Here is a 2,301-nt window from a genome sequence, read left to right as displayed (position 1 = left end):
ACGCTGAAGGTGCGCGGCCGCAAGCACCTGGCGGTCTACCACGCGGTGATGCGCGAACCCGGCCAGCGGGCGACGCGCTCGAAGGCGCAGCGCCACTTCTGCGTCAAGTGCGGCAGTGCGTTGTGGCTGTGGGATCCGCGCTGGCCCGAGCTGATTCATCCGCATGCGTCGGCGATCGACACGCCGCTGCCCCGGCCGGCCGAGGTCGTCGAGGCGGCGCTCGCATTCGCGGCGCCCTGGGTCGACGTGCCGAAGGGGCGCGGCCATGTGCATGCGCAGCATTGGCCGGACGAGTCGCTGGCCGACTGGCACCGGCGGCATGGTGTCTGGAGCGAGTGAGCTGTTGTGGCGGGTGCCCCGTGGCGGTGCAGATTGCTGCGCGCCACGCAAAGCAGTTTCAGCTTGGGCGCAAAAGCCGCGGCCGGACGCGAACATCACGTACGTGAATACCACGAGGGCGGATCGGGGCGAATGCGCGAGCATCGATGCTGGTCGCAACGAAGCACCGCAACACGACACGCCGACGCCGCGCGTGATCGTCGTGTCCTACGGGAACACAGGGCTTTGCCAGGACTGAAGTTCATTCACCCGCCGCACGCAGGAGACAACATGCGCAGCCCCTGGACCCGTTTTTCCACCCCCTTTGTCGCGAGCGCGCTGAGCCTGGCCGCCGCCGCTGCATTCGCCGCCGACCCGATCAAGATCGGCGTGGCCGGCCCGTTCACCGGCGGTTCATCGTCGATGGGTGTCAGCATGCGCGACGGCGTGCGCCTGGCGGCCGACGAGATCAACAAGGCCGGCGGGGTGCTGGGCCGCCAGCTGGTGCTGGTGGAGCGCGACGACGAGGCGAAGAACGAGCGCGGCGTGCAGATCGCGCAGGAGCTGATCAACAAGGAGAAGGTGGCCGCCACCGTCGGCTACATCAACACCGGTGTCGCGCTCGCCTCGCAGCGCTTCTACCAGGACGCGAAGATCCCGGTGATGAACAACGTGGCCACCGGCTCGCTGATCACGCACCAGTTCGACAACCAGCCGGAGAACTACATCTTCCGCAACGCGGCGCACGACAGCATCCAGGCGCCGATGATCGTTGAAGAGGCGATCACGCGCCGCGGCTTCAAGAAGGTCGCGATCCTGGCGGACTCCACCAACTACGGCCAGCTGGGCCGCGAGGACCTGGAGAAGGCGCTCGCGCTGAAGGGCGTCAAGCCGGTCGCGGTCGAGAAGTTCAACATCAAGGACGTCGACATGACGGCCCAGCTGCTGAAGGCCAAGGAGGCCGGTGCGGAAGCCGTGCTGACCTACGGCATCGGCCCGGAGCTGGCGCAGATCGCCAACGGCATGACCAAGCTCGGCTGGAAGGTGCCGCTGGTGGGCAGCTGGACCTTGTCGATGGCCAATTACATCGACAACGCCGGCCCGGGCGGCGAGGGGGCGCGCATGCCGCAGACCTTCATCCAGGAGCCGACGACGCCGAAGCGGCAGTCGTTCATCATCAATTACCTGAAGACCTTCAACCCGAAGAACGCGCGCATCGATTCGCCGGTGTCGGCAGCGCAGGGCTATGACTCGGTCTACCTGCTCGCCGCGGCGATCAAGCAGGCGGRCGGCACCGAGGGGCCGAAGGTGAAGGCGGCGCTCGAGGACCTGAAGGCGCCGGTCGAAGGCGTCGTGACGACGTACAACAAGCCGTTCAGCAAGGGCGACCACGAGGCGATCACCGCGAACATCCCGGTGTTCGGCGAGGTCAAGGGCCAGCGCGTGGTGTATGCGTATCCGGACGACTTCAAGAAGGCGTCGGAGGTGCGCGTGAAGGATCCGAACGCGAAGGGTGCGCTGGCCGCGACGAAGAAGTAGGCCGAGCCCGGGAAGACGCCGCCGCGGCCCGTGCCGAGGCGGCGTTTGTTGTTTGAGTCCTTGCAGGGAGCACCATGCAGATCCTGACCCAACTCGTCTACAGCGGCATTGCGCTCGGGATGATCTATGCGGTGATCGCGTTCGGCTACCAGCTGACGTTCGCGACCTCCGACACGCTGAACTTCGGCCAGGGAGACGCGCTGATGCTGGGCGCGCTGGTCGGGCTGACGCTGGTCGGCCTGGGCCTGAACTACTGGCTGATGATCCCGGTGGTGTGCGTGTTCGGTGCGCTGCAGGGCGCTTTCGTCGAGCGCATCGGCGTGCGCCCGGCGATCAAGATCAAGTCGGAGTTCGGCTGGATCATGTCGACGATCGCGCTGGGCATCATCTTCAAGAACGTGGCAGAGAACGTGTGGGGCCGTGACGACCTGAAGTTCCCGTCGC

General features: G+C 66.5%; 3 protein-coding genes. All 3 read left to right on the top strand.

Translation table 11 applies throughout. The features are described from left to right. Positions 1 to 339 (top strand): GFA family protein (locus tag AC1D15_RS27845; protein ID WP_477828555.1); only part of this gene is annotated, 339 nt, incomplete at its 5' end. A 270-nt stretch (positions 340 to 609) separates the two neighbouring features. Next, on the top strand, positions 610 to 1,857 hold the full coding sequence (locus AC1D15_RS27840; protein ID WP_477828554.1) for an ABC transporter substrate-binding protein: 1,248 nt from the start codon (positions 610 to 612) through the stop codon (positions 1,855 to 1,857). A gap of 74 nt (positions 1,858 to 1,931) precedes the next feature. Beyond that, a partial coding sequence (locus AC1D15_RS27835) for an ABC transporter permease subunit (RefSeq protein ID WP_477828553.1) occupies positions 1,932 to 2,301 on the top strand: 370 nt, incomplete at its 3' end.

The sequence above is a fragment of the Rhizobacter sp. P2_H2 genome (genome assembly GCF_056403375.1).
The sequence above is the reverse complement of the archived record's forward strand: the minus strand, read 5'-3'. Positions and strand labels throughout refer to the sequence as shown.